General features: G+C 60.3%; 22 protein-coding genes. 10 read left to right on the top strand and 12 right to left on the bottom strand.

Translation table 11 applies throughout. The features are described 5' to 3' along the window. Positions 1 to 141: 141 nt before the first annotated feature. Positions 142 to 2,151, top strand: coding sequence for a DNA helicase Rep (gene rep / locus FPT12_RS00490; RefSeq protein ID WP_054594630.1), 2,010 nt, complete (start codon positions 142 to 144; stop codon positions 2,149 to 2,151). 57 nt (positions 2,152 to 2,208) lie between these two features. Next, positions 2,209 to 2,781, top strand: a complete 573-nt coding sequence (locus FPT12_RS00485) for a xanthine phosphoribosyltransferase (RefSeq protein WP_054594631.1) — start codon at positions 2,209 to 2,211, stop codon at positions 2,779 to 2,781. Between the two features lie 61 nt (positions 2,782 to 2,842). Here the strand turns inward: FPT12_RS00485 and FPT12_RS00480 are convergent, their stop codons facing one another. From FPT12_RS00480 to dadA, 6 genes are all read right to left on the bottom strand, one after another. Then, on the bottom strand, positions 2,843 to 4,768 hold the full coding sequence (locus tag FPT12_RS00480; protein ID WP_145014162.1) for an acetyl-CoA hydrolase/transferase C-terminal domain-containing protein: 1,926 nt from the start codon (positions 4,766 to 4,768) through the stop codon (positions 2,843 to 2,845). Positions 4,769 to 4,902: 134 nt separating this feature from the next. Continuing rightward, a complete protein-coding gene (locus FPT12_RS00475; RefSeq protein ID WP_019694257.1) occupies positions 4,903 to 5,319 on the bottom strand; it encodes a cytochrome c5 family protein in 417 nt (138 codons plus the stop codon). A 183-nt stretch (positions 5,320 to 5,502) separates the two neighbouring features. Further along, positions 5,503 to 6,051: a cupin domain-containing protein gene (locus FPT12_RS00470; protein ID WP_019694258.1), complete on the bottom strand. Its 549-nt coding sequence runs from the start codon at positions 6,049 to 6,051 to the stop codon at positions 5,503 to 5,505. Positions 6,052 to 6,178: 127 nt separating this feature from the next. Beyond that, positions 6,179 to 7,252 (bottom strand): alanine racemase, encoded by a 1,074-nt coding sequence (alr, locus tag FPT12_RS00465; protein ID WP_123581082.1) that lies wholly within the window; start codon positions 7,250 to 7,252, stop codon positions 6,179 to 6,181. Positions 7,253 to 7,354: 102 nt separating this feature from the next. Then, on the bottom strand, positions 7,355 to 7,708 hold the full coding sequence (locus tag FPT12_RS00460) for a RidA family protein (protein WP_145014161.1): 354 nt from the start codon (positions 7,706 to 7,708) through the stop codon (positions 7,355 to 7,357). Then, positions 7,680 to 8,984: a D-amino acid dehydrogenase gene (gene dadA, locus FPT12_RS00455; RefSeq protein WP_145014160.1), complete on the bottom strand. Its 1,305-nt coding sequence runs from the start codon at positions 8,982 to 8,984 to the stop codon at positions 7,680 to 7,682. The genes FPT12_RS00460 and dadA overlap by 29 nt, the downstream gene beginning before the upstream one ends. Positions 8,985 to 9,140: 156 nt before the next feature. Here dadA and FPT12_RS00450 point away from each other — a divergent pair, with 156 nt between their 5' ends. Then, positions 9,141 to 9,629: an Lrp/AsnC ligand binding domain-containing protein gene (locus tag FPT12_RS00450; RefSeq protein WP_003206849.1), complete on the top strand. Its 489-nt coding sequence runs from the start codon at positions 9,141 to 9,143 to the stop codon at positions 9,627 to 9,629. Between the two features lie 123 nt (positions 9,630 to 9,752). On the opposite strand, the gene FPT12_RS00445 is transcribed toward FPT12_RS00450, so the two are convergent. Next, positions 9,753 to 10,106, bottom strand: a complete 354-nt coding sequence (locus tag FPT12_RS00445; protein WP_145014159.1) for a YkgJ family cysteine cluster protein — start codon at positions 10,104 to 10,106, stop codon at positions 9,753 to 9,755. Between the two features lie 149 nt (positions 10,107 to 10,255). Between FPT12_RS00445 and FPT12_RS00440 the strand changes: the two genes are divergently transcribed. Continuing rightward, entirely contained in the window at positions 10,256 to 11,569 is a 1,314-nt protein-coding gene (locus FPT12_RS00440) for an FAD-binding oxidoreductase (RefSeq protein ID WP_145014158.1), read from the top strand. A gap of 53 nt (positions 11,570 to 11,622) precedes the next feature. Here the strand turns inward: FPT12_RS00440 and FPT12_RS00435 are convergent, their stop codons facing one another. Further along, positions 11,623 to 11,868 (bottom strand): DUF1127 domain-containing protein, encoded by a 246-nt coding sequence (locus tag FPT12_RS00435; RefSeq protein ID WP_145014157.1) that lies wholly within the window; start codon positions 11,866 to 11,868, stop codon positions 11,623 to 11,625. 178 nt (positions 11,869 to 12,046) lie between these two features. Here FPT12_RS00435 and FPT12_RS00430 point away from each other — a divergent pair, with 178 nt between their 5' ends. Both FPT12_RS00430 and FPT12_RS00425 read left to right on the top strand, forming a co-directional pair. Then, entirely contained in the window at positions 12,047 to 13,477 is a 1,431-nt protein-coding gene (locus FPT12_RS00430; protein WP_145014156.1) for a PLP-dependent aminotransferase family protein, read from the top strand. Positions 13,478 to 13,564: 87 nt separating this feature from the next. Next, positions 13,565 to 15,130, top strand: coding sequence for a phospholipase D family protein (locus FPT12_RS00425; RefSeq protein ID WP_145014155.1), 1,566 nt, complete (start codon positions 13,565 to 13,567; stop codon positions 15,128 to 15,130). Between the two features lie 146 nt (positions 15,131 to 15,276). Here FPT12_RS00425 and FPT12_RS00415 read toward each other — a convergent pair whose 3' ends face one another. Next, on the bottom strand, positions 15,277 to 16,770 hold the full coding sequence (locus FPT12_RS00415) for an aldehyde dehydrogenase (RefSeq protein ID WP_145014154.1): 1,494 nt from the start codon (positions 16,768 to 16,770) through the stop codon (positions 15,277 to 15,279). A 224-nt stretch (positions 16,771 to 16,994) separates the two neighbouring features. Between FPT12_RS00415 and FPT12_RS00410 the strand changes: the two genes are divergently transcribed. Beyond that, positions 16,995 to 17,357 (top strand): cupin domain-containing protein, encoded by a 363-nt coding sequence (locus FPT12_RS00410; protein ID WP_145014153.1) that lies wholly within the window; start codon positions 16,995 to 16,997, stop codon positions 17,355 to 17,357. 74 nt (positions 17,358 to 17,431) lie between these two features. On the opposite strand, the gene rpmG is transcribed toward FPT12_RS00410, so the two are convergent. Together rpmG and rpmB are read right to left on the bottom strand one after the other, a co-directional pair. Then, positions 17,432 to 17,587: a 50S ribosomal protein L33 gene (rpmG, locus tag FPT12_RS00405; RefSeq protein WP_007894709.1), complete on the bottom strand. Its 156-nt coding sequence runs from the start codon at positions 17,585 to 17,587 to the stop codon at positions 17,432 to 17,434. An 11-nt stretch (positions 17,588 to 17,598) separates the two neighbouring features. Beyond that, the gene (gene rpmB, locus FPT12_RS00400; RefSeq protein ID WP_007894701.1) at positions 17,599 to 17,832 is read right to left on the bottom strand and encodes a 50S ribosomal protein L28; all 234 of its coding nucleotides are present in this window, start codon (positions 17,830 to 17,832) and stop codon (positions 17,599 to 17,601) included. 446 nt (positions 17,833 to 18,278) lie between these two features. On the opposite strand from rpmB, the gene FPT12_RS00395 reads away from it, so the two are divergent. After that, positions 18,279 to 19,868 carry an ABC transporter substrate-binding protein gene (locus tag FPT12_RS00395; protein ID WP_145014152.1) on the top strand — a complete coding sequence of 530 codons (1,590 nt, stop codon included), beginning with the start codon at positions 18,279 to 18,281 and terminating at the stop codon, positions 19,866 to 19,868. Between the two features lie 78 nt (positions 19,869 to 19,946). Here FPT12_RS00395 and radC read toward each other — a convergent pair whose 3' ends face one another. Further along, on the bottom strand, positions 19,947 to 20,621 hold the full coding sequence (gene radC, locus FPT12_RS00390) for a DNA repair protein RadC (protein WP_145014151.1): 675 nt from the start codon (positions 20,619 to 20,621) through the stop codon (positions 19,947 to 19,949). Between the two features lie 133 nt (positions 20,622 to 20,754). Between radC and coaBC the strand changes: the two genes are divergently transcribed. Then, positions 20,755 to 21,963, top strand: a complete 1,209-nt coding sequence (coaBC, locus tag FPT12_RS00385; RefSeq protein WP_145014150.1) for a bifunctional phosphopantothenoylcysteine decarboxylase/phosphopantothenate--cysteine ligase CoaBC — start codon at positions 20,755 to 20,757, stop codon at positions 21,961 to 21,963. 5 nt (positions 21,964 to 21,968) lie between these two features. After that, the gene (gene dut / locus FPT12_RS00380; RefSeq protein WP_145014149.1) at positions 21,969 to 22,424 is read left to right on the top strand and encodes a dUTP diphosphatase; all 456 of its coding nucleotides are present in this window, start codon (positions 21,969 to 21,971) and stop codon (positions 22,422 to 22,424) included. Positions 22,425 to 22,472 lie beyond the last annotated feature (48 nt).

The raw sequence follows: 22,472 nt of genomic DNA, 5'->3' as shown, positions 1-22,472 counted from the left end.
AATTCAGCACGCATCCTGCGGGAAAGTAACAAAACCGGCAAATTAAGATAGCGTGGTACGTCACAAGTCGGAGAGAGGCAGCAGAATCTGTGCATCCTGTTAAAATGCCCGCCCTTTTCGCAAACGACTCCCTTTTCCGTCATGTCCCGACTCAATCCCCGGCAGCAAGAAGCCGTGAGCTACGTCGGCGGCCCTCTTTTGGTGCTCGCCGGTGCTGGCTCCGGCAAGACCAGTGTCATCACCCGCAAAATCGCCCACCTGATCCAGAGCTGTGGCATTCGTGCCCAGTACATCGTCGCCATGACCTTTACCAACAAGGCCGCGCGCGAGATGAAGGAGCGGGTCGGCACATTGCTCAAGGGTGGTGAAGGACGCGGTCTGACGGTGTGCACGTTCCACAACCTTGGGCTGAACATCATCCGCAAGGAGCATGTGCGGCTGGGCTACAAGCCCGGTTTCTCGATTTTCGACGAGACCGACGTCAAGGCCTTGATGACCGACATCATGCAGAAGGAATACTCGGGCGACGACGGCGTCGACGAGATCAAGAACATGATCGGCGCCTGGAAGAACGACCTGATCCTGCCGCCCGAAGCCCTGGAAAACGCCCGCAACCCCAAGGAGCAGACCGCCGCCATCGTCTACACCCACTATCAGCGCACGCTCAAGGCGTTCAACGCAGTGGATTTCGACGACCTGATCCTGCTGCCGGTGAAGCTGTTCCAGGAACACGCCGACATTCTCGAAAAGTGGCAGAACAAAGTCCGCTACCTGCTGGTGGACGAATACCAGGACACCAACGCCAGCCAGTACCTGCTGGTGAAATTGCTGATCGGCACGCGCAACCAGTTCACCGTGGTAGGCGACGATGACCAATCAATCTATGCCTGGCGCGGTGCCCGCCCGGAAAACCTGATGCTGCTCAAGGACGACTATCCGTCCTTGAAAGTAGTGATGCTGGAGCAAAACTACCGCTCCACCAGCCGTATCCTGCGCTGCGCCAACGTGCTGATCTCGAACAATCCCCACGAGTTTGAAAAACAGCTGTGGAGCGAGATGGGCCACGGCGACGAGATCCGGGTGATCCGCTGCCGCAACGAAGACGCTGAAGCCGAGCGCGTGGCCGTGGAAATCCTCAGCCTGCACCTGCGCACCGACCGCCCGTACAGCGATTTCGCAATCCTCTACCGCGGTAACTACCAGGCCAAGTTGATCGAGCTGAAGCTGCAACACCACCAGGTCCCTTATCGACTTTCCGGTGGCAACAGCTTCTTCGGACGTCAGGAAGTCAAAGACCTGATGGCCTACTTCCGCCTGATCGTGAACCCGGATGACGACAACGCCTTCCTGCGGGTGATCAACGTCCCACGCAGGGAAATCGGTTCGACCACGCTGGAAAAGCTCGGTAACTACGCGACCGAACGCAAGATCTCGATGTATGCCGCGACCGATGAAATCGGCCTGGGCGAGCACCTGGACAGCCGCTTCACCGATCGTCTGGCGCGCTTCAAGCGCTTCATGGACCGCGTGCGCGAGCAGTGTGCCGGCGAAGACCCGATCTCCGCCCTGCGCAGCATGGTCATGGACATCGACTACGAGAACTGGCTGCGGACCAACAGCTCCAGCGACAAGGCCGCCGACTACCGCATGGGTAACGTCTGGTTCCTGATCGAGGCGCTGAAAAACACCCTGGAAAAAGACGAAGACGGCGAAATGACCGTCGAAGACGCGATCGGCAAGCTGGTATTGCGCGACATGCTCGAACGTCAGCAGGAAGAGGAAGACGGCGCCGAAGGCGTACAGATGATGACCTTGCACGCCTCCAAGGGTCTGGAATTCCCCTACGTGTTCATCATGGGCATGGAAGAGGAAATCCTCCCGCACCGCTCCAGCATCGAAGCCGACACCATCGAAGAAGAACGCCGTTTGGCCTACGTCGGGATTACCCGCGCACGCCAGACCCTGGCGTTTACCTTTGCCGCCAAGCGCAAACAGTACGGCGAAATCATCGACTGCTCGCCGAGCCGTTTCCTCGATGAACTGCCGCCGGACGACCTGGCGTGGGAAGGCAACGACGACACCCCGACCGAAGTCAAAGCCGTGCGTGGCAACAGTGCATTGGCGGATATCCGCGCGATGTTAAAGCGCTAGAATCGGCTACTTTTTAACCGACTTTTTGGCGCTTAACGCGCTTTATGAGGAAGCTTCATGGAAGCACTGCACAAGAAAATTCGCGAAGAAGGCATCGTGCTTTCCGACCAGGTCCTGAAAGTCGACGCCTTTCTGAACCACCAGATCGACCCGCAATTGATGAAGCTGATCGGCGACGAATTCGCCACGCTGTTCAAGGATTCGGGGATCACCAAGATCGTCACCATCGAAGCATCGGGCATCGCTCCAGCGATCATGACCGGTCTGAACCTCGGTGTGCCGGTGATCTTCGCCCGCAAGCACCAGTCCCTGACCCTGACTGAAAACCTGCTGTCGGCGAGCGTTTACTCGTTCACCAAGCAAACCGAAAGCACCGTGGCCATTTCCCCACGTCATCTGACCAGCAGTGACCGCGTGCTGATCATCGACGACTTCCTGGCCAACGGTAAGGCGTCGCAGGCGCTGATCTCGATCATCAAACAGGCCGGCGCCACCGTGGCAGGCCTGGGTATCGTGATCGAGAAGTCGTTCCAGGGCGGCCGCGCCGAGCTGGACGCGCAAGGCTACCGCGTCGAATCCCTGGCCCGGGTCAAGTCCTTGGCCGACGGCGTCGTGACCTTTATCGAATAACCTCCTGCAGTGATCGCTCCCACTCCGCGTGGGAACGATCAAACGATCAGCGTGGGAACGATCAGGCTTGGGCTGTGGCCTTCAGGCCCGCCAGCAGCAACCGCTGATACAAGTCCTCCTTCAAGCCTTCTGGCTTCGTCAGCTGCATCCGTTCCAGATGGGCCGGGTACTCCGACGGCTCCGGCGCATCCAGCGCAGCCTTGCCCAATTCCAGAATCTCGGTGAGTTTGAACTTGCTCTTGAGCCAGTTCAGCGCCCGCAACAAATCCCGCTCTTCACCGCTGAAATCACTGCCCAACGGATACTCCGGAAACAACCGCGGGTGCCGCGCAGCAATCGCCTGCAAGCGCTGTGGGCTGTTATCGGTGAAACGCGGATCGAGGCGAAAATCCTTCGGCAGTTTGCCGGCCTTCTGCGCCTGTTCGATCAAGCCTGGCTGGAAGCGTGAATCGCTGATGTTGAGCAACGCTTCGATCACCTTGGCGTCGGTCTTGCCGCGCAAATCGGCGATGCCGTATTCGGTGATCACAATATCGCGCAAGTGCCGCGGAATCGTGCAGTGACCGTACATCCAGACCATGTTCGAGCTCACTTCACCGCCCGACTCACGCCAGCTGCGCAAAATCAGAATCGAGCGCGCGCCTTCCAGCGCATGGCCCTGGACGACGAAGTTGTATTGCCCGCCGACACCACTGAGCACCCGCCCGTCCTCCAACTGATCCGCAACGCCAGCGCCGAGCAGGGTCATGGTGAACGCGCTGTTGATGAAACGCGCATCCCGGCGCTGCAAGCGTTTTAGTTCTTCCTGGCCGTACAGTTCGTTGATGTAGCTGATGGCGGTCATGTTGAATTCAGCGAGCTTGTTGTGGGGTAAATCCCGCAACCGCTGATAGAAACTGCGCGGCCCGAGGAAAAATCCACCGTGAATCGAGATGCCACCCACTTGAGCCGACTCATCCAGGGTCCCGGCATTGGCGTGCTGTTGAAGGGCGACGCTCGGATAAACCTTGCGCCGCACGATCCCGGCATCGGATAACGCCAGCAGACCGTTGACGAACATCTCGCTGCAACCATAAAGCCCCTTGGCGAAGGGCTCCATACCGCCTTCACGACTGATCAGTGGCGCCCAGTAATGCACATCAAGGTCCGTCAACAGCGTACGGTAGCTGTCGTTATCCGCCTGCCGTGACAACAACGCGGCGGTCAGCGCATCGCCCATGGCACCGATGCCGATTTGCAGGGTTCCACCGTCTCGCACCAGAGTGCTGGCGTGCAGGCCGATGAAATGATCCTGAAAACCCACCGGCATGTTCGGCGTGGAAAACAGCGTGCTGCCCTCCTCCTCGTCGATCAGCAAATCGAACGCCCCACGGTCGACTTCCGAGTCCCCCGGCATGTATGGCAGATCCCGATGAACCTGGCCGAGCAGTAGAATGGTTTCCCCGGCGGCGCGGCGCTTGGCGATCATCGGCAACAGGTCGAGGGTGATGTCCGGATTGCAGCTCAGGCTCAGTCGATCCGGCTGTTGCGGGTCATGGGCCACTAATTGCGCCACCAGGTTCAACCCGGCGGCATTGATATCGCGCGCCGCGTGGCTGTAGTTGCTGCTGACGTAGTCCTGCTGCGCCGAGTCGCTGTGCAGCAAGCTGCCCGGTTGCAGGAAAAACTGCTCAATGTGAATGTTCGCCGGGAGGCTGTCACGGTGCAGGTCGGCGAGAAAATCCAGCTCGGGATAGTCGCCAAACACTCGCTCGACGAAGGGCTCCAGAAAGCGCCGCTGCAAGCCGTCGCCCAATGCCGGACGACCCAGGCTCAACGCGGTGTAGACCGTCAGTTGCCGCTCGGGCAGTTGGGCGATGCGTTGATAGAGCGCGTTGACGAAACGGTTGGGCTTGCCCAGCCCCAGCGGCAGGCCGAGGTGTATATGCGCTGGCAAACGTGCGAGCACATCGTCGACTGCCTGTTCGATTGATACCGACTGCACCATCAGACCCTCCCGACCTGTCCATGAATTGAGGTGGGTCCGAGCTTGCCGCGTCCTGATCGTAATGACCAGTCTCGAGGTCAAATCCCAGGTACAAAAAAGCCGCTCGCAAGCGGCTTTTTTACTGAAGACGGGGCTTATTTCAGGCCGGACATCTTCTGGATAGCGCCTTCAAGGTCTTTCACTTCGCAGTCACTGCACGTGCCTTTTGGTGGCATCGCGTTGAGACCTGTCAACGCTACTTTCGCCAGGCCAGCAGCAGTGCCGCCTTCTTTGTCGGCGCGTTTTTTCCAGTCTGCAGCATCACCGATTTTCGGTGCGCCCAGCAGACCCGTGCCGTGGCAAGCATTGCAATGTTTGGCAATGATTTCATCGGGAGTTTTCGCTGCACCGCCGCCTACCGAAGCAGCGACTTCCATCCCCTTGCACTCCTGGCCTTGTACACAGACCTGGCCGACGGGCTCAAGGCGTTTGGCGATATCGTCAGTGGTCGACGCTTGAGCGCTGACTGCCCAAAGGGCCAATACGGTTGCTGGTGCGGCCAGCATTTTCATAATTAGATTCACGCGTACACCCTCAATGGTGGCTAGTCACGCCCACGGCCACGGTTTCGCAGGCGGGCGCAAGTATAGCGGTTAGCCCGCCACACTGAAACAACCCTAAAGTCCAAGGGGTATTAAGTCGTGGCGAAATACAGCATGGGGCGCCTCGCAAAACCTTGCCGGACGCCTCTTTTCCTAGAAGTTTGCCGGTGTGGCTGCGCTGATTAGTCGCGCCGGCGCATCGAACGGATTTCGAAAACGGTGCGGTTTGGTGCTTTCGAAATAGTAGCTGTCCCCGGCCTCGAGCACGAATGTCTCGAGCCCGACCACCAACTCCAGCCGACCCTCGAGCAGAATTCCGGTTTCCTCGCCCTCATGGGTGAGCATCTCTTCACCGGTATCGGCGCCTGGCGGGTAGATCTCGTTGAGGAACGCGATAGCACGGCTCGGATGAGCCTTGCCGACCAGTTTCATGGTCACGGCGCCATCGGAGATATCGATCAGCTCATTGGCTTTGTAGACGATCTGCGTCGGTTTTTCCTGAAGAATTTCTTCGGAAAAGAACTCGACCATGGACATGGGGATGCCGCCAAGTACCTTCCTCAGCGAACTGATCGAAGGGCTGACGCTGTTTTTCTCGATCATCGAAATGGTGCTATTGGTAACGCCTGCCCGCTTGGCGAGCTCTCGCTGGGATAGACCTTTCAGTTTACGGATCGATTGCAGTCGTTCACCGACGTCCAATGCATTAGCCTCCCAGGATTCAGATTGTGTGGATAGTGAGCGTTATCATGGCGACAGCGTTCAGTATTTACAACACTTGGGTCTGAATCCTGTTTGGCAAAGCGACTTCCGGCCTCGACAGCCCGCCTCAGCTCCCGGAATAGAGCCGTGGCACGCGACGCAGGTTGCAGAAAATCTGGTAGGGAATGGTCCCGGCAGCCATGGCGACGTCGCTGGCGAGGATGTTTTTACCCCACAACTCGACGGTAGAACCAAGGCCGGCCTGCGGCACATCGGTCAAATCGATGCAGAGCATGTCCATCGACACCCGTCCCAGCAGCTGGCTGCGCTGCCCGGCCACCAACACCGGCGTGCCGGTGGGCGCCTGACGCGGATAACCGTCGGCATAGCCCATGGCAACCACGCCGATGCGCATCGGCTTCTGGGTGATGAACTTCGCCCCATAGCCCACCGGTTCACCGGCTGGCAGCTCGCGCACGCTGATGACTTTCGATTCCAGGGTCATCACCGGCTGCAAGCGTGCCGCCACGGGATTGGCTTCTTCAAAGGGTGTCGCGCCATAGAGCATGATGCCGGGGCGAACCCAATCGCTCGGCACCTGCGGCCAGCCCAGCACCGCCGGCGAGTTACACAAGCTGACCTGCGCCGACAAACCCTGGCGCGCCGCTTCAAACACCGCAACCTGCTCTGCCGCGCTGCTGCTATGCAGCTCATCGGCACGCGCAAAGTGACTCATCAGCACGATCTTCGAGACTTTGCCGCTGGCCAGCAAACGTTGATACGCCGCCTGATAATCCGCCGGATGCAGGCCAACCCGGTGCATGCCCGAATCAAGCTTGAGCCAGACCGTGATCGGTTTGCTCAACGCGGCATTTTCGAGCGCTTCGAGCTGCCACAGCGAATGCACCACACACCAGAAATCATGCTCAACGATCAGCGACAGCTCATCGGCTTCGAAAAAGCCTTCAAGCAGCAAAACCGGCGCACGAATACCGGCCGCGCGCAGCTCCAGGGCTTCTTCGATGCAGGCCACGGCGAAACCGTCCGCCTCGGCCTCCAGGGCCTGGGCACAGCGCACCGCGCCATGGCCATAGGCATCGGCCTTGATCACCGCGAGGGCGCGCGCCCCCGAGACTTCACGGGCCAGTTGATAGTTATGACGCAGGGCTTGAAGATCGATCAGGGCACGGGCAGGACGCATGGCGGCAGACTTCTAGGCGGTCATGAGGAAGAAAAAACCGGCGCTGGCTGACGGCGTGAACCGCCAGCAGCACCGGGAGAGGGATCGTAGCTTAAACAGACCCTACGGCAGAGCAGCCACTACCGACAGCTCAACCAGGATTTCCGGTTCGCACAGTTTGGCTTCAACCGTCGCACGAGCGGGCGCGACGTTCTTTGGCAGCCAGCTGTCCCAGACACTGTTCATGCCCTTGAAATGGGCGTCGATGTCTTTCAGGTAAATCGTCACCGACAGCAGTTTGGTCTTGTCGGTCCCGGCCAGATCCAGCAAACGCTCGATATTGGCGAGGGTTTCACGGGTCTGCTGTTCAATCCCGGCACTCATGTCGTCGCCGACTTGCCCTGCCAGATACACGGTACCGTTGTGGACAACGATCTGGCTCATGCGCTCATTGGTGAGCTGGCGCTGGATTGACATGCTTTTCAGACTCCTTTGGGGTGTTGCCATAACGGGAAATATCGAGGCCTTCGGCACTGATCTGCGGCGTTTTCTTCGCCATCAGGTCAGCCAGCAAGCGGCCGGAGCCACACGCCATGGTCCAGCCGAGTGTGCCGTGACCGGTGTTCAGGAACAGGTTCTTGAACGGCGTGGCGCCAACAATCGGCGTGCCGTCCGGTGTGGTCGGACGCAGACCGGTCCAGAAACTCGCCTCGGCCAGGTCGCCGCCCTGAGGATAAAGATCGTTGACGATCATCTCCAGCGTTTCGCGTCGACGCGGGTTGAGCGATAGGTCAAAACCGGCTATCTCAGCCATGCCGCCCACGCGAATGCGGGTGTCGAAACGGGTGATCGCAACCTTGTAGGTCTCATCGAGAATAGTCGATGTCGGGGCCATCGCCGGATTAGTGATCGGCACGGTCAGCGAGTAGCCCTTGAGCGGGTACACCGGGGCCTTGATGCCCAACGGCTTGAGCAACTTCGGCGAGTAGCTGCCGAGTGCCAATACGTAGCGGTCGGCGGTTTCCAGCTTGCCGTCGATCCACACGCCGTTGATCCGGTCACCGGCGTAGTCGAGGCGCTGAATGTCCTGGTCAAAGCGGAATTCCACGCCCAGTTTCACGGCCATTTCGGCCAGGCGCGTGGTGAAGATCTGGCAGTCGCCGGTCTGGTCGTTCGGCAGGCGCAAGGCACCGGCGAGGATATCGGTCACGGCGGCCAGCGCCGGTTCGACGCGGGCAATGCCGGCGCGGTCGAGCAGTTCAAATGGCACGCCGGACTCTTTCAGGACGGCGATGTCTTTTGCCGCGCCATCCAGCTGCGCCTGAGTGCGGAACAGTTGAGTGGTCCCCAGGGTGCGGCCTTCGTAGGCAATGCCGGTTTCAGCACGCAGTTCATCGAGGCAGTCACGGCTGTACTCGGACAGACGGACCATGCGCTCCTTGTTCACCGCATAACGGCTGGCGGTGCAGTTGCGCAGCATCTGCGCCATCCACAGATACTGGTCGATATCGGCGGTGGCCTTGATCGCCAGCGGTGCGTGGCGTTGCAGCAACCATTTGATAGCTTTGAGCGGCACGCCCGGCGCGGCCCACGGCGAGGCATAACCCGGCGAGACCTGGCCGGCGTTGGCGAAACTGGTTTCCATGGCAGCAGCCGGCTGACGGTCTACAACCGTTACTTCAAACCCGGCCCGAGCCAGATAGTAGGCACTGGCGGTACCGATGACGCCGCTACCCAAGACCAGAACGCGCATTTTCATATCCCTCATCGCGGCTTACCGCTGACGTTTGTTGTTCAAATCACAGATATGCGCAGTGTAAAAAACATTAGCCAGTGCTTTTCACTATATAAGCACCTATATTTGGCGACAATTCTCGGCAAAATCCCTTTTTACGGAGGCGCATCCCCTATGCGGACCAATACTCAGACCAAACGCGAGTTGGACAAGATCGACCGTAATATCCTGCGCATCCTTCAGGCAGACGGGCGGATTTCGTTTACCGAGCTAGGGGAGAAAGTCGGGTTGTCGACCACACCCTGCACTGAGCGGGTGCGACGCCTGGAACGCGAAGGGATCATCATGGGCTACAACGCCAGGCTCAACCCGCAGCACCTCAAGGGCAGCCTGCTGGTGTTCGTCGAGATCAGCCTCGACTACAAGTCCGGCGATACCTTTGAAGAGTTCCGACGTGCCGTGCTGAAACTGCCGCACGTACTGGAATGCCACCTGGTGTCAGGGGATTTCGACTACCTGGTGAAGGCGCGGATTTCCGAAATGGCCTCGTACCGCAAACTGCTGGGCGACATCCTGCTCAAGCTGCCCCACGTGCGTGAGTCCAAGAGCTATATCGTGATGGAAGAAGTGAAAGAGAGCCTGAACCTGCCGATTCCGGATTGAATTCGCACCGATCGTTCCTACGCTCTGCGTGGGAATGCCTCATCGGACGCTCCGCGTTCGGCTCTTGAAGTGACGCAGAGCGTCACGGGCTGCATTCCCACGCAGAGCATGGGGACGATCACACTAAACCAGCACCTGCCGGGTGCTGGCCATGTATTCATGAATCTGCTTTTCGACCCGTGGATGGATCAACTCCACCGGGCGGCGGCCATTGGGGCACGGCAGGGTCTTAGTGGTGCCGAACAACCGACAGATCAACGGCCGCTCGTCATACACCGTGCAGCCATCGGGGCCCAGGTGCACACAGTTCAGCTCATCCATTGCAGCGTCCTGCTCGGCCCTGGTCTTACGCGGCAGGCGCGACATTTCTTCTGGCGAAGTGGTCACCGGGCCACAGCAGTCATGGCAGCCGGGTACGCACTCAAACGAAGGAATCTGCTGGCGAAGAGCGCGGATTTTCTGACTGTTGCAGCTCATCGAAGCGAGTACCGGAAAAATGAACGAGGTGGGATTTTGCCCTAAAAGCCTCGCGCCAGACAGCATTAGCCGACCAGTGTTGCCCATGCCAAAAGGTCCGGCTTATGCTCCGTAAAATTGACTAAACACACGAAATCCGGATGACGCACATGAATGTCCGTGTTCAGCAACCTGCCCCGAACAACCGGCACACGGCGTCTTACTACGCCGCCAGCAGCCTGCCGCAGCCCGATTATCCGGAACTCAAAGGTGAACTGCTGGCTGACGTGTGCGTGGTGGGCGGCGGGTTCTCCGGGCTGAACACCGCCTTCGAGCTGGCCGAACGCGGCCTCAGCGTGGTGCTGCTCGAAGCGCGCAAGATCGGCTGGGGCGCCAGTGGGCGCAACGGCGGACAACTGATTCGCGGCGTGGGTCATGGCCTCGATCAGTTTGCCGAGGTGATCGGCACGGACGGCGTCCGCCAGATGAAGCTCATGGGCCTGGAAGCCGTGGAAATAGTCCGGCAACGGATCGAGCATTTTCAGATCGCCTGCGACCTGACCTGGGGTTACTGCGACCTGGCCAACAAACCTCGCGACCTTGAAGGTTTCGCCGAAGATGAGGCCGAGCTGCGCAGCCTCGGCTATCGCCATGAGACCCGACTGCTGCAAGCCCACGAAATGCACAGCGTGGTCGGTTCCGACCGCTACGTCGGTGGCCTGATCGACATGGGCTCCGGGCATCTGCACCCGCTGAACCTGGCCTTGGGCGAAGCCGCTGCGGCGCAGCAACTGGGCGTGAAGCTGTTCGAACAATCGGCCGTGACCCGCATCGACTATGGCAGCGAGGTCAAGGTCCACACGGCGCAAGGCTTGGTCCGCGCCAAGACCCTGGTGCTCGGCTGCAACGCCTACCTCAACAACCTTAACCCTGAACTCAGCGGCAAAGTGCTGCCCGCCGGCAGTTACATCATCGCCACCGAACCCTTGAGCGCAGCGCAGGCCCACGCATTACTGCCGCAGAACATGGCGGTCTGCGATCAGCGAGTGACGCTGGACTATTACCGGCTCTCGGCGGATCGGCGCCTGCTGTTCGGCGGCGCCTGCCACTATTCCGGCCGCGATCCATCGGACATCGCCACCTATATGCGGCCGAAGATGCTCGACGTCTTCCCGCAACTGGCCGGGGTGAAGATCGACTATCAATGGGGCGGGATGATCGGCATCGGCGCCAACCGCCTGCCGCAGATTGGCCGGCTCAAGGACCAGCCGAATGTGTATTACGCCCAGGCCTACTCCGGTCATGGGCTGAACGCCACCCACCTGGCCGGCAAGCTGCTGGCCGAAGCCATCAGCGGTCAGCAAGGCGGGGGTTTCGACCTGTTCGCCAAGGTGCCGCACATGACCTTCCCGGGCGGGAAGTACCTGCGTTCGCCGTTGTTGGCGCTGGGGATGTTGTGGCACAGGCTCAAAGAACTGGCCTGATACGTTTAACTGATCGTTCCCACGCGGAGCATGGGAATGATCAACCGTAGAACTCAGATCCGCCAGAAGGGTTTGAGCCCCTCCTCCCGCGCCTCTGCACGACTCAACCCCACATCGCGCAACTGCTCGGGCGAAAGCTCAAGCAAGGCCTCGCGCGTGTGCAGACGATGCCAGAACAGACCCCAGCGACCGAGACAGGACGGGGCATTGCGCATCGTTGCCGCGCGCATGCCCTTGTCCTGCCCTGCCTCCAGTTCCTGACTGTGTAACGTCAGCCGCACATCGCTCAAGCCGTTCATTTTGATTGCTCCTGTTTACTTGGGTCGCCAGAGATTCCATGATGCGCGGGCCGGCAAAACCGTTACAGATTCAAAGGATCTGTATTAACTCCATACAGATTTCCCGCTTTAGCGACTGAATCCTGTATTTTTGCCCCATCTGTACTGGTCCCCTGAATCACTTCACCGAGGCTGCACCATGACCCTATACGTCAACCTCGCCGAATTGCTCGGCACGCGTATCGAACAGGGCTTCTACCGTCCGGGTGACCGACTGCCGTCGGTGCGGGCACTGAGCGTCGAGCACGGGGTCAGCCTGAGCACGGTGCAGCAGGCTTATCGGGTGCTGGAAGACGGCGGGCTGGCGATGCCGAAGCCGAAATCCGGCTACTTCGTTCCGGCCGGGCGCGAGCTACCGGAGTTGCCGGTCGTTGGCCGTCCAGCCCAGCGCCCGGTGGACATTTCCCAGTGGGATCAGGTGCTGGAGCTGATTCGCGCCGTCCCGCGTAAAGACGTCGTGCAGCTCGGTCGCGGCATGCCGGACATCACCACGCCGACCATGAAGCCTCTGTTGCGCGGGCTGGCGCGGATCAGCCGGCGGCAGGACATGCCCGGCCTGTATTACGACAACATCTACGGCGTCCTCGAACTGCGCGAACAGATTGCCCGCCTGATGCTCGACTCCGGCTGTCAACTGAGCGCCAACGACCTGGTGATCACCACCGGTTGCCACGAAGCGCTGTCCACCAGCATTCGCGCGATCTGCGAGCCAGGCGACATCGTGGCCGTCGACTCACCGAGCTTTCACGGCGCCATGCAAACCCTCAAAGGGCTGGGCATGAAAGCCCTGGAAATTCCCACCGATCCGCTCACGGGGATCAGCCTCGAGGCGCTGGAACTGGCGCTGGAACAGTGGCCGATCAAAGCCATACAGTTGACCCCCAACTGCAACAACCCGCTGGGCTACATCATGCCGGAGGCGCGCAAACGGGCGCTGCTGACCCTGGCACAGCGCTTCGACGTGGCAATCATCGAAGACGATGTGTATGGCGAACTGGCCTACACCTACCCGCGTCCCCGCACGATCAAGTCCTTCGACGAAGACGGCCGCGTCCTGCTCTGCAGCTCGTTCTCCAAGACCTTGGCGCCGGGGCTGCGTATCGGCTGGGTCGCGCCGGGCCGGTATCTGGAGCGGGTGTTGCACATGAAATACATCAGCACCGGCTCCACCGCGCCACAACCACAAATCGCCATCGCAGAATTCCTCAAGGGCGGGCACTTCGAACCGCATTTGCGTCGGGTGCGCACGCAATACCAGCGCAATCGCGACTTGATGCTCGACTGGGTCAGCCGCTACTTTCCCGTCGGCACCCGTGCCAGCCGCCCGCAAGGCAGCTTCATGCTGTGGGTCGAACTGCCGGAAGGTTTCGACACGCTGAAACTGAATCGTGCGCTGATCGACCAAGGCGTACAGATTGCCGTCGGCAGTATTTTTTCCGCCTCGGGCAAGTACCGCAATTGCCTGCGCATGAACTACTCGGCCAAACCGACACCGCTGATTGAAGAGGCGGTGCGCAAGGTCGGCGCGGCAGCGATCAAGCTACTGGCCGAGCATCACGAGGACAAATGACGCAATCAATCGACGCTTGAGCGTTCACGGAGCATCGCCAAATGCCGTGCCATACTCCGGATCTTGCCCATTCGCGGAAACTCCGATTTGCGCCCCAGACAAGCCCTGCTTTTTCTGCCGCTCGTCTCGCTACTGAGCGGTTGCACCTCTCTCGCCGTGCACCACAAGCCGAGCCAGACGCTGCCAGCGGCGGACTCCTCCTTCGGGCGTTCGATCCAGGCACAGGCTGCGACGTATCAGGGCCGTTCCGGCTTCCGCCTGCTGCCCAACAGCAGTGAAGCCTTCATGGCGCGTGCCGAGCTGATTCGCAATGCGCAAAGCAGCCTCGACTTGCAGTATTACATCGTCCACGACGGTGTCAGCACACGGTTGCTGGCGGCGGAGCTGCTCAAGGCTGCCGACCGCGGCGTGCGCATACGCATTCTGCTCGACGACACCACCAGCGATGGCCTGGACCAGATCATCGCCACCCTTGCCGCGCATCCGCAGATTCATATTCGCCTGTTCAACCCGCTGCACCTGGGCCGCAGCACCGGGCTGACCCGCACCATGGGGCGACTGTTCAATCTGTCTTTGCAGCATCGGCGCATGCACAACAAGCTGTGGCTGGCGGATAACAGCGCAGCCATTGTCGGTGGCCGTAATCTGGGCGATGAATACTTCGACGCCCAACCCGATCTGAACTTCACCGACATCGACATGCTCGGCATCGGCCCGGTGGCCGAGCAGCTCGGGCACAGTTTCGACCAGTACTGGAACAGCGCCCTGAGCAAACCGATCGATGAGTTTATCTCGATCAAACCCACGGCAAAGGATCTGGCCAACACCCGACTGCGACTGCAGGAGTCGCTGGAAGGCACCCGCCAACAGAACCATGCGCTGTACCAGCAACTGAAGATTTACCAGACCCATCCACGCCTGGATGTCTGGCGGCGCGAATTGATCTGGGCCTGGAACCAGGCGCTGTGGGACGCACCCAGCAAAGTGCTGGCCAAGGACGAGCCGGATCCGCAACTGCTGCTGACCACCCAACTGGCACCCGAGTTACAAGGCGTCAGTAACGAGCTGATCATGATCTCGGCCTATTTCGTCCCAGGCCAAACGGGGCTGGTCTACCTGACAGGACGCGCGGATGCCGGGGTTTCCGTCAGCTTGCTGACCAACTCCCTGGACGCCACCGACGTGCCGGCCGTGCACGGTGGCTACGCGCCGTACCGCAAGGCGTTGCTGGAGCATGGCGTGAAGCTGTTCGAGTTGCGCCGTCAACCCGGCGAGCATGTCGGCAGTGGTCCGAACCTGTTCCACAGCGCCGTTTCCCGTGGCTCCGTTTCCAGCTTGCACAGCAAGGCGATGATCTTTGATCGACAAAAGGCGTTCATCGGCTCATTCAATTTCGATCCGCGCTCGGTGCTCTGGAACACTGAAGTCGGGGTGTTGGTGGACAGCCCGGAACTCACCGAACAGGTTCGCGAACTGGCCCTGCAAGGTATGTCACCGACCCTGAGTTATGAGGCCCGGCTAGAGAACGGCCGGATGGTGTGGGTCACTGAAGACAACGGCCAGCCACACACCTTGACCCGAGAACCGGGGAGCTGGTGGCGACATATCAATGCCTGGCTCAGCAATTCGGTGGGGCTGGAGCGGATGCTCTAGAAAACATGTGGGAGCGAGCCTGCTTGCGATGACGGCGCAACATTCAACATTGACGTCGACTGTCATACCGCTATCGCGAGCAAGCTCGCTCCCACAAGGGATCTGTATTGTATTGAGCCCCGGATGCGACCGGGGCCCGTCACAATTTACAGCTTGATCCAGGTCGCCTTCAGCTCGGTGTACTTGTCGAACGCGTGCAGCGACTTGTCACGACCGTTGCCCGACTGTTTGAAACCACCAAACGGCGCGGTCATGTCGCCACCATCGTACTGGTTGACCCACACACTGCCGGCACGCAGGGCCTTGGCGGCCAGGTGGCCCTTGGAGATATCCGAGGTCCAGACTGCCGCAGCCAGGCCATACGGCGTGTCGTTGGCGATCCGGATCGCTTCATCGACGCTGTCGAAGGTGATGACCGACAGCACCGGGCCAAAGATCTCTTCCTGGGCGATCTTCATGGCATTGCTCACGCCATCGAAAATCGTCGGCTCAACGTAGGTGCCACCGGTTTCCTGAAGGATCCGCTTGCCGCCCGCCACCAGTTTGGCGCCGTCGGTGTGACCGGATTCGATGTAGGACAGCACGGTGTTCATCTGCTGCGTGTCGACCAGTGCGCCGACGTTGGTCGCCGGATCCAGCGGGTTGCCCGGTTTCCAGGCCTTCAGGGCCTCGATCACCAGCGGCAGGAATTTATCCTTGATCGAACGCTCGACCAGCAGACGGGAACCGGCGGTGCAGACTTCGCCCTGGTTGAATGCGATGGCACTGGCAGCGGACTCAGCCGCAGCTTGCAGGTCCGGCGCATCGGCAAACACGATGTTCGGGCTCTTGCCACCCGCCTCCAGCCAGACGCGCTTCATGTTCGATTCGCCGGAATAAATCATCAGTTGCTTGGCGATCTTGGTCGAACCGGTGAACACCAGCGTGTCGACATCCATGTGCAAGGCCAACGCCTTGCCGACGGTGTGACCGTAGCCTGGCAGCACATTCAGCACGCCTTTCGGAATACCGGCTTCAACGGCCAGTGCCGCGAGGCGGATGGCGGTCAAAGGGGACTTTTCGGACGGCTTGAGGATCACCGAGTTACCGGTGGACAGCGCCGGGCCGAGTTTCCAGCAGGCCATCATCAGCGGGAAGTTCCACGGCACGATGGCGCCCACCACACCCACTGGCTCACGGGTCACCAGACCCAGTTGGTCATGCGGGGTGGCGGCCACTTCGTCATAGATCTTGTCGATGGCCTCACCGCTCCAGCTCAGCGCTTGCGCCGCGCCCGGAACGTCGATGTACAGGGAATCGCTGATCGGCTTGCCCATGTCCAGGGTTTCAAGCAGCGCCAGCTCTTCGGCGTGCTGCTTGAGCAGGCCGGCGAAACGAATCATGGTGGCTTTGCGCTTGGCTGGTGCCAGACGCGACCAGACGCCCGAGTTGAACGTGCTGCGAGCGTTTTCTACGGCGCGCTGGGCGTCGGCGGCATCACAGCTGGCGATCTTGCCCAGCAGGCGGCCATCGACGGGGCTGATGCAGTCGAAGGTCTCGCCGGAGACCGCTGCGGTGTATTCGCCATTGATGTAGGCACGGCCTTCGATCTTCAGGTCGCGGGCGCGTTGTTCCCAGTCGGCACGAGTCAAGGTAGTCATACGAGAGTCCTCCTCTTATTGAATACGAGCGCCACGCGATCTACGCAGGCACCTACAGGAATTCTGCCCGGCCAGTTTTCAATTCGGCCCAAGGCAACTGCCACCCTAAACCAGCGACCCCTCATGTTTCAATATATTTGACAAAAGGCCGGTAAACGGCCTTGCGATGTTCATTTTAATAAACATAGACTTTGATTTTCAGGCAATCACGGGGGATTACAAGAATGAGCATCCACGACATCGTCGACTTCAGCCAGGCCACCACACCCGCCGAGCGCTACCGCCCGGACGCCGCAAAAGTGCTCAAGGGCGACCCCGAGCAAGCCGTCTACAACCACTACAACAGCCCGTGCGGTCAGTTGAGCGCGGGCGTCTGGGAAGGTGAAGTCGGACAATGGACGGTGAACTTCACCGAACACGAATACTGCGAAATCGTACAGGGGGTTTCGGTGCTGCGTGACCACGACGGCAATGCCAAGACCCTGCGGGCGGGCGATCGTTTTGTCATCCCGGCCGGCTTCCGGGGCACCTGGGAAGTGCTGGAGCCGTGCCGCAAGATCTACGTGGCGTTTGAGCAGAAGGCCTGAGGCTTTTCTGACACCCCAACAAAAAAGGCCCGTATCTTGCGATACGGGCCTTTTTCTCAAGAGGGGAAAATCAATTACTTGATTTTGCCTTCTTTGTAGATCACGTGCTTGCGAACAACCGGATCAAATTTCTTGATCTCGATTTTGTCCGGAGTAGTGCGCTTGTTCTTGTCGGTAGTGTAGAAGTGACCAGTACCAGCGCTCGAAATCAAACGAATCAATTCACGCATGATTAGCTCCCTTAGATCTTGCCAGCTTTGCGGATTTCGGCCAGCACGACAGTAATGCCACGCTTGTCGATGATACGCATGCCTTTGGCAGATACGCGCAGACGCACGAAACGTTTCTCTTCTTCAACCCAGAAGCGGTGATGCTGCAGGTTCGGCAGGAAACGACGACGGGTTTTGTTGTTTGCGTGGGAAATGTTATTCCCAGTCACCGGACCCTTACCGGTAACTTGACAGACTCTCGACATGCCTCAGCCCTCTAAAACCACATGCCCAACCCGGCATGGGTTGGCCGCTTAATCTCTCAGTCATTTGGCGCCAGGCGCCGCGTTTCTTTAAGGGTCTTACCGGCTACACCTACAATGAAGGAACCGGGCCCCTAGAAAAGAGCGCTGCTTTATACCAGAAAGACTAGAGAGCAACAACAATCGGTGTGCATTGAATTAACAAAACCCCGATTTTTCGGGCTCCGAGCGCCTTGGACAAAGGCTGTCGTCGATGGTGACCGCTCGTCGCAGAAAGTCGGCCAACAGGCCAATCCAGGGTTTTCCTTGGGCAGTACTCACCGAAAACAATCGCACATACTCCCCTTAAAATGAAAAAGGGGATAGTCATTTGTAAAAGAGCCCACTAGGGTAGCCCTTTTCCAGACTGCACTCGCAGATGGGCCTTCGATCTGCACAGGAATTCACACATGCGCCTCGCTGCCCTACCGTTGTTGCTCGCCCCACTCTTGCTGAGCCCATTGGCCCAGGCTGCCGCTTTAAGCGTCTGCACCGAGGCCAGCCCGGAAGGGTTCGATGTCGTTCAATACAACTCGCTGACGACCACCAATGCTTCGGCCGACGTGCTGATGAACCGCCTGGTGGACTTCGATACCGCCACTGGCAAAGTGGTTGCCAGCCTGGCCGACAGCTGGGAAGTGTCGACCGATGGCCTGACGTATGTCTTCAAGCTGCACCCACAGGTGAAATTCCACCACACCGAGTACTTCAGCCCCACCCGTGACCTGAGCGCCGAAGACGTGAAGTTCAGCTTCGAGCGCATGCTCGACCCGGCCCACCCTTGGCACAAAGTCGCCCAAAGTGGCTTCCCTCACGCTCAATCGATGCAATTGCCCGCACTGATCAAGAAAATCGACGCGCTGGACCCGCTGACCGTGCGCTTTACCCTGGACCACCCCGACTCGACCTTCCTTGTCACCCTGAGCATGGGGTTTGCCTCGATTTACTCGGCCGAGTATGCCGACCAGTTGCTCAAGGCCGGCACGCCCGAGAAACTCAACAGCCAGCCAATCGGCAGCGGCCCGTTCATCTTCGGGCGTTTCCAGAAAGATGCGTCGATTCGCTACAAGGCCAACCGCGACTACTTTGCCGGCAAACCGGCAGTGGACAGCCTGGTGTTCGCCATCACCCCGGACGCCAACGTGCGCTTGCAGAAACTGCGGCGCAACGAGTGCCAGATCGCCCTGTCGCCCAAACCACTGGACGTGCAGGCTGCCGCCCAGGACCCGACCCTGAAGATCGAGAGCACGCCGGCATTCATGACCGCGTTCGTGGCCATCAACAGTCAGCATCCGCCACTGGATAAGCCCGAGGTCCGCCAGGCGATCAATCTCGCCTTCGACAAGGCCAGCTACCTCAAGGCCGTTTTCGAAGACACCGCGCAGGCTGCCAACGGTCCGTACCCGCCCAACACCTGGAGCTACGCCAAAGACCTGCCGGGCTATCCGAAAGACGTCGCCAAGGCGCGCGCACTGCTGGCCAAGGTCGGGCTCAAGGAGGGGTTTAAAACCACGATCTGGACCCGTCCTTCCGGCAGCCTGCTCAACCCGAACCCAAGCCTTGGCGCCCAGTTGTTGCAGGCGGACCTGGCCGAAGTCGGGATTCAGGCGGAAATCCGGGTGATTGAATGGGGCGAGCTGATTCGCCGCGCCAAGGCCGGCGAACACGACCTGCTGTTCATGGGCTGGTCCGGCGACAACGGTGACCCGGATAACTTCCTCACGCCACAGTTCTCCTGCGCGGCGGTCCAGTCCGGGACCAACTTCGCCCGCTACTGCGACCCGGGCCTGGATAAAGTTATCAGCGCCGGCAAGACCACCACCGAGCAAGGCGTGCGCAGCAAGCTTTACGAACAGGCCCAGGCGCAGATCCAGCAACAGGCGCTGTGGCTGCCACTGGCACACCCGACTGCCTACGCACTGACGCGCAAGGACGTTCAGGGCTACCAGGTCAGCCCGTTTGGCCGCCAGGATTATTCTAAAGTCAGCTTTAAGCCGTAAGCTTCAAGCGGCAAGCCAGAGCGGTACGCAGGCTGTTTTGAGCATGCCGCTTGAAGCTTGAAACTTGCAGCTGCCCCTCTACATCCACCCGTACTCGGCCATCGACAGCGGATCGCCATCGCCGACGATGAAATGGTCGAGTACCCGCACATCGACCAGGTCCAGCGCCTCTTGCAGGCGCTTGGTCAGCGCTCGATCCGCCTGGCTCGGCTCGGCACTCCCTGACGGATGGTTGTGGCACAGGATCAGCGCCGCGGCGTTGTGCGCCAGTGCACGCTTGACCACCTGACGCGGGTAGACGCTGGCGCTGTCGATCGAACCGCGAAACAGTATCTCGAACGCCAGCACCCGATGCCGGGAGTCCAGAAACAGGCAGCCGAACACCTCGTGCGGCTCATGGCGCAACATCGCCTTCAGGTAATTGCGCACTTCGATCGGGCTCTTGAGCACCGAGTCGCGACGCAAGCGTTCCGCCAAATGCCGCCGCGCCATCTCCAGTACCGCCTGCAATTGGGCGAACTTTGCCGGCCCCAGCCCAAGCTGGCTGCCGAACGTCTGCTGATCGGCCTCCAGCAACGTGCGCAGGCTGCCGAATTGATGCAACAGGTGTCGTGCCAGATCGACTGCGCTTTTGCCAGCCACCCCGGTGCGTAGAAAGATGGCCAGCAACTCGGCGTCCGAAAGGCTCGCCGAACCCTGCTCCAGAAGCTTCTCCCGCGGGCGCTCTGCCGCCGGCCAATCGCGAATGCTCATAGCACCTCCATGTGTGTGGGCGCCGCTGTTCCGTTGCGGTCGCTGTGATATCGTAGTCCATCTTTTTTGCGGGCGATTTCACCCTGGGGAGGGGTTTCGCCACGTAGTCATCAATGAATTGAAAGGCAGGCCTATGCAGCGGCTGTATCGGAAACGCATCGTTCTCGGCGTCGGCGGCGGCATTGCCGCCTACAAGAGCGCCGAGCTGGTTCGCCGACTCATCGACCAGGGCGCCGAAGTGCGCGTGGTCATGACCCGCGGCGGCAGCGAGTTCATCACCCCGCTGACCATGCAGGCACTCTCCGGGCACCCCGTCCACCTGGACCTGCTGGACCCGGCGGCCGAAGCTGCGATGGGCCACATCGAGCTGGCCAAATGGGCTGATCTGGTGCTGATCGCGCCGGCCACCGCCGACCTGATCGCACGCCTGGCCCAAGGCATCGCCAATGACCTGCTGACCACCCTGGTACTGGCCACCGACGCCACCGTCGCGCTGGCGCCGGCGATGAACCAGGCCATGTGGCGCGACCCGGCCACCCAGGCCAACACCCAATTGCTCGAAAGCCGTGGCTTCAAGGTCTTTGGCCCGGCGTCCGGCAGCCAGGCCTGCGGCGACATCGGCATGGGCCGCATGCTCGAAGCCAACGACCTGGCGCAATGCGCCGCCGACTGCTTCCAGCGCCAAGCGCTGACCGGCAAACACGTGCTGATCACGGCCGGCCCGACCCAGGAAAACATCGACCCGGTGCGCTACATCACCAACCACAGCTCCGGGAAAATGGGCTTTGCCCTGGCCGAAGCCGCGGTTGAAGCCGGCGCCCGAGTGACCTTGATCACCGGCCCCGTACACCTGCCGACGCCGGATCGCGTCACCCGGATCGACGTGGTCAGCGCCCGCGACATGCTCGCCGCCTGTGAAGCCGCGATCCCTTGCGACCTGTTCATCGCGTCTGCTGCGGTCGCGGACTATCGCCCGGAAGTCGTCGCCCCACAAAAACTCAAGAAAGACCCTACGAACGGCGACGGCTTGTTGCTGCAAATGGTCCGCAACCCAGACATTCTGGCGACCATTGCCACGCGCCCCGACCGTCCGTTCAGTGTCGGTTTCGCCGCCGAAACCGAACACCTGCTCGACTACGCTGCACGCAAGCTGAAAGACAAAAACCTCGACCTGATCGTCGCCAACGACGTGGCCAACCCAAGCATTGGCTTCAACAGTGAGGAAAACGCTTGCAGCGTGATCGACCGGGAGTTGCACGCAACGCTCTTCGCCCAGACCAGCAAGGGCAAAATCGCCCGCCAGCTGATCACTTTTATCGCCGAACGTCTGAACCAGGTTTAACTCGCATGCACGCTTTACAAGCCAAGATCCTCGACCCACGCATTGGCCGCGAATTCCCGCTGCCGCAGTACGCCACGCCAGGCTCCGCCGGCCTCGACCTGCGGGCGATGCTGGAACAGGACACCGTCATCAAGCCGGGTGAAACCCTGCTGATCCCGACCGGCCTGTCGGTGTACATCGGCGATCCGGGCCTCGCCGCGCTGATCCTGCCGCGTTCGGGCCTGGGCCATAAGCACGGTATCGTGCTGGGCAACCTGGTCGGGCTGATCGACTCCGATTACCAAGGCCCGCTGATGGTCTCCTGCTGGAACCGCGGCCAGACCGACTTCAACATCGTGGTGGGTGAGCGTCTTGCCCAACTGGTGCTGGTGCCGGTGGTTCAGGCGCACTTCGAACTGGTTCAAGAGTTCGACGAAACCCAGCGTGGCACCGGTGGTTTTGGTCACTCGGGCAGCCATTGATTGTGCCTTTTCAGGCTGGGCGCCCTGCCCGGCCTGAACACAACGCTT

It is taken from the genome of Pseudomonas sp. H3(2019) (assembly GCF_007713465.1).
In the GTDB taxonomy this organism is placed as follows: domain Bacteria; phylum Pseudomonadota; class Gammaproteobacteria; order Pseudomonadales; family Pseudomonadaceae; genus Aquipseudomonas.
This window is presented reverse-complemented; position numbering and strand designations above follow the sequence as displayed.